The following is a 7,305-nucleotide window of genomic DNA, read 5'->3' on the forward strand; positions in this document are numbered from 1 at the left end:
AACCCCAACCGCGCCATCAGCCCCGTCCCCGTCCGCTCGTCCGCCGCGACCGCCGTCGTACCGTCCGTCACCGTCTCGTACACGGACAGGATGTCCGCCCCCACCGTCGACCAGTCGAACCGCCGTACGTGGGCGCTGCCCCGCTCCCGCAGTTCGGCCCGGCGGGCGGGGTCGCCGAGGAGCCGTACGGCCGCCTCGGCCAGGGCGTCCGCGTCCTCGTTCGTGAACAGTTCGCCCGCCGCTCCCTGGTCCAGGACCTGGGTGAACGCGTCGAGGTCCGAGGCCAGGACCGGCGCGCCCGCCGACAGCGCCTCGACCAGGATGATCCCGAAGCTCTCCCCGCCCGTGTTGGGGGCGATGTACACGTCGACGCTGCGCAGCAGCCGTGCCTTGTCCTCGTCGCTGACCATGCCCAGGAACTCGACGCGCGAACGCAGCTCCTGCGGCAGGCCCTCCAGGGCTTCTTCCTCGTCACCACGGCCCGCGACCAGCAGTCTTGTCGCGGGGCGGGCGGCGAGGATCTTCGGGAGCGCCTTCATCAGGACCGGCAGACCCTTGCGGGGTTCGTTGATGCGGCCGATGAAGCCGATCGTGCCGCCCTGCCACTCGGGCTTCGGCTTGGCTCGGGCGAAGGAGTCGACGTCGACGCCGTTCGGGATGACGACCGCGTCCCCGCCCAGGTGTTCGACCAGCGTGCGCCGCGCGTACTCGCTCACCGCGATGCGGGCGCTGATCTTCTCCAGCGCGGCCTGGAGGATCGAGTACGCGGCGATCATGGCCCTGGAGCGCGGGTTGGACGTGTGGAAGGTCGCCACGATGGGCCCCTGCGCCGCCCAGCAGGCCAGCAGGCCCAGCGAGGGCGAGGCCGGCTCGTGGATGTGGATCACGTCGAACTCGCCCTCGTGCAGCCAGCGGCGTACCCGGGCGGCGCTCAGAAAGCCGAAGTTCAGACGGGCCACCGAACCGTTGTACGGCACCGGGACCGCACGTCCGGCCGAGACGACGTACGGCGGGAGCGGGGTGTCGTCGTCGGCGGGGGCGAGGACGGAGACGTCGTGGCCCAGGCGGATGAAGTACTCGGCCAGGTCACGGATGTGGAACTGGACGCCACCCGGTACGTCCCAGGAGTACGGGCAGACGATGCCGATCTTCACGGGGTCCCCTTCCCCGGGTCCCGCACGACGGCGTCCTGTCCGCCCGCACCGCTCGTCCCGCTCGTCCCGCTCGTCCCGGGATCCTTCGCGGGGTCGAGATCCGCGATCCACAACCGCTGAAGCATGTGCCAGTCCTCCGGGTGGTCGGCGATTCCCGTGGCGAAGGCATCGGCCAGCGCCTGTGTCATGACTGACGTCTTCTCGGCCTTCGTACCTGTCTCGGGTACCTCGATCGGAGCGTGAATACGTCCGCGCATGACCGGCGAGTCGTCGTACCACAGGGTCACCGGCAGGAGGAGCGCGCCCGTCTGCTGGGCCAGCAGAGCCGGACCGGCCGGCATACGGGCCGCGTCGCCGAAGAACTTCACCTCGACGCCCGAGGCGGACAGGTCCCGGTCGGCGACCAGGCAGACCAGGCCGCCGTCCCGCAGCCGCCGCGCCAGGGTGCCGAACGCGGTGCCCCCGTTGTGCGGCAGCACCTCCATGCCCAGGCCCTCGCGATAGGCGACGAAGCGGTCGTAGAGGGACTCCGGCTTCAGGCGCTCGGCGACCGTCGTGAACGGCGTCTCCAGCTTGGTGGTGACCCAGGCACCGGCCAGGTCCCAGTTGCCCAGGTGCGGAAGCGCGAGGATCACTCCCCGGTCCGAGGCCAGACCGTCGGTCAGGTGGTGCACGCCCTCCGGGTCGAAACCCGTCCGCACCCGCTCCGCGCTCCACGCGGGCAGCCGGAAGGACTCCATCCAGTAGCGCAGATACGAACGCATGCCCGCGCGGGACAGCTCGGCGAGGCGCTGCGGTGTCGCGTCGGGCACCACGCGCGCGTAGTTCGATTCAAGCCGTAGTACGCGTTCCCCGCGCCGTTTCCAGGCGAGGTCGGCGATGGTCCGCCCGAGCCGGGCGGCGACCGGCTCCGGGAGCTTCTTGACGGCGCTCCAGCCGACCGCGTACGCCCCGTCGGTCAGCCGCCCCCGCAGCTCGCTCACGACGCCGTCCCGCTGTTCTGCGCGGCGCTCTCGCCTGCGGCTGCCGCGTCCGCCTCCGCATCCGCCTCGGCGGACTCGCGGCGGACCGTGACGACCCGCTGGATCAGCGTGACCAGGCTGCCGACAGCGACGATCCACAGCGCGACCGGCAGCAGGTACTGGATACCGGGCACCCCGAACGCGTGCAGGCCCGAGAGGCCGGCCGCGACCAGGGAGATCACCAGCCGCTCTGCACGCTCCACCAGGCCGTTGACGGCCACCGGCAGGCCGATCGACTCGCCGCGCGCCTTGGTGTACGACACCACCTGACCGCTGGTCAGGCAGAAGATGGAGACCGCGCACAGGACGAGGTCGTCGCCGCCGCCCGCGTACCAGAGGGCGAAGCCGCCGAAGATCGCCCCGTCGGCCACCCGGTCGAGGGTGGAGTCCAGGAAGGCGCCCCAGCGGCTGGAACGGCCGAGCTGACGTGCCATGTTGCCGTCGACGAGGTCCGAGAACACGAACAGCGTGATGACGATCGTGCCCCAGAAGAACTCGCCCCTGGGGTAGAAGACCAGCGCGCCCGCGATCACTCCGGCGGTGCCGAGGAGCGTGACCGTGTCGGGGCTGACGCCCCGGCGGATGAGAAACGCTGCGAACGGTGTGAGGACACGCGTGAAGAATGCACGCGCGTACTTGTTCAGCATGGCCTTCCCGAGGGTCGGTTTCGCCGTGCGGCCCCTAGTGGCCACCGGCTGGCCCATCGTAGCCACGCGCGCGCGTGTGCGACGTTCGGGCACCCGCGCCCGTGTCACGGCCTCGCACCATCCGGGTCACCGCCGTACGTCCGCGTCGCTCTCCGTCGCTCTCCCTCTCCCCTCCGTCCCCGATCGCCCCACGCACACCGTCCCGTCCGCGCTGTCGCGTCCGCCGTATGGACGCACCGTTACGGGAGTGCGAAGCTCGAAAACACCGCGGGCGTCATCGGAGCCGCCACACGCGGCTCGACGACGGCCGCGCCCACAGTGACCTCACCGTGCACGGGAGGACAAGGCCATGGGCGACAAGGCGAACGCACATCCCGGGGCCGCCGGCAGGGCTACAGCGGCCGACCACCCCACGTCCGTACGGAACGTGGTGCTGGTCGGCCACTCCGGATCCGGCAAGACGACTCTGGTGGAGGCCCTCGCGCTGACCGCGGGGGCCGTCAACCGGGCGGGCCGCGTGGAGGACGGCGGCACCGTCTCCGACTACGACGAGATCGAGCACCGCCAGCAGCGGTCGGTGCAGCTCTCCCTGGTACCCGTCGAATGGGGCGGATACAAGATCAATATTCTGGACACTCCCGGATACGCCGACTTCGTCGGGGAGCTGAGGGCCGGTCTGCGAGCGGCGGACGCGGCCCTTTTCGTCGTCTCGGCCTCGGACGGGGTGGACGGCTCGACGCGGATGGTGTGGGACGAGTGCGCGGCGGTCGGCATGCCGCGGGCCATCGTCGTCACGCACCTGGAATCCGCGCGCGCGGACTTCGACGACATGACGCGCGTCTGCGCGGAGGCCTTCGGCGCCGACGACCCCGACGCCGTACTGCCGCTCTACCTGCCGCTGCACGGCGCGCCGGGGCCGGACGGGCACGCGCCCGTGACCGGGCTGACCGGACTGCTCTCGCAGAAACTGTTCGACTACTCCTCCGGGGAGCGCAAGGAGGCCGAGCCGGGCCCCGACCAGCTCCCGGCCATCGAGGAGGCCCGCAACCGGCTCATCGAGGGGATCATCGCCGAGAGCGAGGACGAGACCCTCATGGACCGCTATCTGCGCGGTGAGGAGATCGACTTCGGCACACTGGTCGAGGACCTGGAACGCGCCGTCGCGCGCGGGACCTTCTTCCCCGTGCTCGCCGCCGCCCCCGCCGCCCAGGGTGCCAGGCAGGGTCTGGGCACGGTCGAGCTGCTGGAACTGGTCACCGGCGGCTTCCCGACCCCGCTGGAGCGCCCGGCGCCGGGGGTCACCACGGTCGACGGCCACCCGCGCGAACCGGCGCTCTGCGATCCGGAGGGCCCGCTGGTCGCCGAAGTCGTGAAGACGGCCAGCGACCCCTATGTGGGCCGGGTGTCGCTCGTCCGCGTCTTCTCCGGCACCCTGCGGCCCGACGAGACGGTCCATGTCTCCGGGCACGGGCTCGCCGACCGGGGCCACGAGGACCACGATGTCGACGAGCGCGTCGGCGCCCTGTCCGCGCCCTTCGGCAAGCAGCAGCGCACGCTCACGCACTGCATCGCGGGCGACCTCGCCTGTGTGGCGAAGCTGAACCGGGCGGAGACCGGCGACACCCTCTCCGCGAAGGACGACCCGCTGCTGATGGAGCCCTGGGAGATGCCCGACCCGCTGCTGCCGCTGGCCATCCAGGCACACAGCAAGGCGGACGAGGACAGGCTCTCGCAGGGCCTCGGCCGGCTCGTCGCCGAGGACCCCACCATGCGCCTCGAACAGAACCCTGACACCCACCAGGTGGTCCTGTGGTGCCTGGGCGAGGCCCACGCGGACGTCGCGCTGGAACGGCTGCGCAACCGGTACGGCGTCCAGGTGGACGTCGTACCGCACAAGGTCTCCCTCCGGGAGACGTTCGGCGGCCGGGCCGAGGGGCGCGGACGTCATGTCAAGCAGTCCGGCGGGCACGGGCAGTTCGCGATCTGTGCGATCGAGGTGGAGCCGCTGCCGGGCGGTTCGGGCATCGAGTTCGTGGACAAGGTCGTCGGCGGCGCGGTTCCCCGGCAGTTCATCCCGTCCGTGGAGAAGGGCGTCCGGACCCAGGCCGGCAAGGGCGTCGCCGCCGGGTATCCGCTCATCGACATACGGATCACCCTCCTCGACGGCAAGGCGCACTCGGTGGACTCCTCCGACGCCGCGTTCCAGACCGCCGGCGCACTCGCGCTGCGCGAGGCCGCCGCCGACGCGGAGATCCAACTCCTCGAACCCGTGGCCGAGGTGACGGTGCTGGTCGGCGACGACTACGTGGGATCCGTGATGAGCGACCTGTCCGGGCGGCGCGGCCGGGTCGTCGGCACCGAGCAGTCGAGCGGCGGGCGGACCCTCGTACGGGCCGAGGTGCCCGAGATCGAGATCGGCCGGTACGCCGTCGATCTGCGCTCCCTCTCGCACGGCACCGCCCGCTTCGACCGCAGGTACGCCCGGCACGAACCGATGCCGCCGCAGGTGGCCGAAAGGGTCCGCGAACAAGCCCGGGGCGCCGCGTAGTTGACGGCGGGCACCCACCGGGCGGCCCGCACGGAACGTTCTCCTCCGCATCGGCGGACGGCTTGTGCCGTCCGCCGACCAATTGTCGGTGGCTGCGGATACGCTGATCACCTGATCAAGTTGTGACTCCATCAACGTGATGACCTGTTCAACAGGTGTGCGGAGCACGGAAGTCGGGAAAGGCCGCAGAAGCGGGTACGGCGGCGAGGGGGCGGCACAGAGTGGCGGACGACGGTTTCGATTTCAGTCCCGGGGCGCAGGTGCCCCTGTCGGGCTCCGCGGGCCAGACGGCGGCGACCTTCGCGCTGGCCTCGGCGGCCTACCGGGAGGACGACGAGGTCGCCAAGATCCTGGAAGCCGACAACGAGTGGCACAAGTCGACGGTCAAGCCGCCCCGGGGCGCCTGGGCGAAGATCTTCCGGCCCAAGCTCGGTGAGGCGTTCTCCCGGGCCGTGATCGACCGCATGCTGGGCGCGGGCCGCAAACCGCTCATCCAGTCCTTCGGCACCGAGCCGCAGGTCATCGTCGAGCACGCCCTCGCGGCCCACCGCATCCGGCGCGACCGCGACAACTGGCTCTCCGCGGTGATGGTGCTGTGCGGGGTGCTCTTCCTCCCCGGACTCCTGCTGTGGCTGCTGGTCTTCATCGGCCGCGCGAACGTCTCCAAGCGCGCGGACAAGCGGGCCTCCACCCTCGCCACCACCCTGCTGGTCGCCGTGGGCGCCCTGGCTGTGATCTTCCTGATCAGAATGCCGTTCACCGGCTTCTGGGCCTGGTACGCACGCGCGTGCGTCGTCCTGCCGGTCGTCGGCTGGGTATGGGCCAAGCAGATCTGCGAGCGCACCGCGCAGGACCTCCGCGACCGCTGGGCCGCGCTGCTGGCCGGCGGTGGCGTCGGCGCCAAGATCCCCGAGGCGGTGCCCGGCAGCCCCGGCGAGACCGCCGCCGAGCACCTGCGCACGGAACTCGCCCGGCTCAGCGCCGAGCAGCAGTCCAACTCCGTCTTCTACGCCGGCCCCAAGGGCATACTCGGCATGGGCACCCGGTGGGGCAGTTGGCAGCTCGCCGAGGACCTGGTCCCCCGGGAAGCGGGCAAGGAGATCCACCCCTTCCGCAGCTGGGACGTCATACGGTCGATCCACGACCAGCTCCGCATGCTGGAGCGCGGTCCGCTCAACACGGGCGGGTTCACCAAGCCGTCCCTGAAGCACTGGATCGTCACGCCCGTCGGCGAGGGCGCGACGGAGGTCTCCCGGCCCAGCGGCACGGACGTGGAGGCCTACATGCTCAAGAACCACGCGATACAGGACATCTGCAACAAGCAGCAGTTCGGCAGTGGTCAGCGGCACTACCTCGGGGTCCAGTGGACGCTCTGGGACGGCCAGTTGATCATCACGATGCTCATCACGGTCACCGTGCTGCACGAGACCCTGCGCATCGAGGTGACCGGGCACGCGCTCGGACCGGTGCACTCCCTCTTCACCAGCAAGCCCGCCGCCAAGGAGAAGGAGGTCCAGAAGTCGGTGAGGTTCTGGGAGACCCGGAAGGTCAAGCTGCCCCTGGTCGACGCGGACGAGGTCGTACGGCTGGCCGCGCGCGCGCCGCTGACCTGGTACCCGCCGCTGCTGAACTGGCTGGGCGGCTCACTGGGCCTTCCCGAGCCCTTCGGCCTGCGTCACGCGTGGGCGGACCAGCCGTGGCGCCACCGCTTCATGGCCGACGACGCGCTGCGGGCGGCCACCCCGGTGCTGCGGGTCGTGCACGCGGCGGCGATCAAGGTCCTGGAGGAGAACGGCGTGGACACGGAGAAGTTCGGGAACCGGTCGTCGTTCCTCAGCACGGCGGTGCAGGATCCGATGCCGCGGAAGGCTGACGTCTACGACGCGTAGGCCTCCGGCGGTTGGCGGTGGGGGGTGGTGGGGGTGTGCGTCCTC

General features: G+C 71.0%; 5 protein-coding genes. 2 read left to right on the top strand and 3 right to left on the bottom strand.

Translation table 11 applies throughout. The annotated features are described in order from the left end of the window. From AOK08_RS38860 to pgsA, 3 genes are all read right to left on the bottom strand, one after another. The coding region (locus AOK08_RS38860; RefSeq protein ID WP_055534884.1) for a glycosyltransferase family 4 protein at nucleotides 1–1,154 on the bottom strand (1,154 nt) is incomplete at its 3' end. Next, nucleotides 1,151–2,137, bottom strand: coding sequence for a phosphatidylinositol mannoside acyltransferase (locus AOK08_RS38865; protein WP_241827293.1), 987 nt, complete (start codon nucleotides 2,135–2,137; stop codon nucleotides 1,151–1,153). The genes AOK08_RS38860 and AOK08_RS38865, both read right to left, overlap by 4 nt. Continuing rightward, nucleotides 2,134–2,880, bottom strand: a complete 747-nt coding sequence (gene pgsA / locus AOK08_RS38870) for a phosphatidylinositol phosphate synthase (RefSeq protein ID WP_079054540.1) — start codon at nucleotides 2,878–2,880, stop codon at nucleotides 2,134–2,136. Before pgsA ends, AOK08_RS38865 begins: the two co-directional genes overlap by 4 nt. 292 nt (nucleotides 2,881–3,172) lie before the next feature. On the opposite strand from pgsA, the gene AOK08_RS38875 reads away from it, so the two are divergent. Next, nucleotides 3,173–5,371 (top strand): elongation factor G-like protein EF-G2, encoded by a 2,199-nt coding sequence (locus AOK08_RS38875; protein ID WP_055534888.1) that lies wholly within the window; start codon nucleotides 3,173–3,175, stop codon nucleotides 5,369–5,371. 221 nt (nucleotides 5,372–5,592) lie between these two features. Then, nucleotides 5,593–7,260, top strand: a complete 1,668-nt coding sequence (locus AOK08_RS38880) for a hypothetical protein (protein ID WP_055534890.1) — start codon at nucleotides 5,593–5,595, stop codon at nucleotides 7,258–7,260. The last annotated feature ends 45 nt before the right edge of the window (nucleotides 7,261–7,305 follow it).

Source organism: Streptomyces graminilatus (genome assembly GCF_001418565.1).
Taxonomy (GTDB): domain Bacteria; phylum Actinomycetota; class Actinomycetes; order Streptomycetales; family Streptomycetaceae; genus Streptomyces; species Streptomyces graminilatus.

Bases quoted from the DNA above. Each gene is read 5' to 3' on its own strand.
- pgsA (WP_079054540.1), bottom strand. From the start codon at position 2,880: ATGGGCCAGCCGGTGGCCACTAGGGGCCGCACGGCGAAACCGACCCTC.
- AOK08_RS38875 (WP_055534888.1), top strand. From the start codon at position 3,173: ATGGGCGACAAGGCGAACGCACATCCCGGGGCCGCCGGCAGGGCTACA.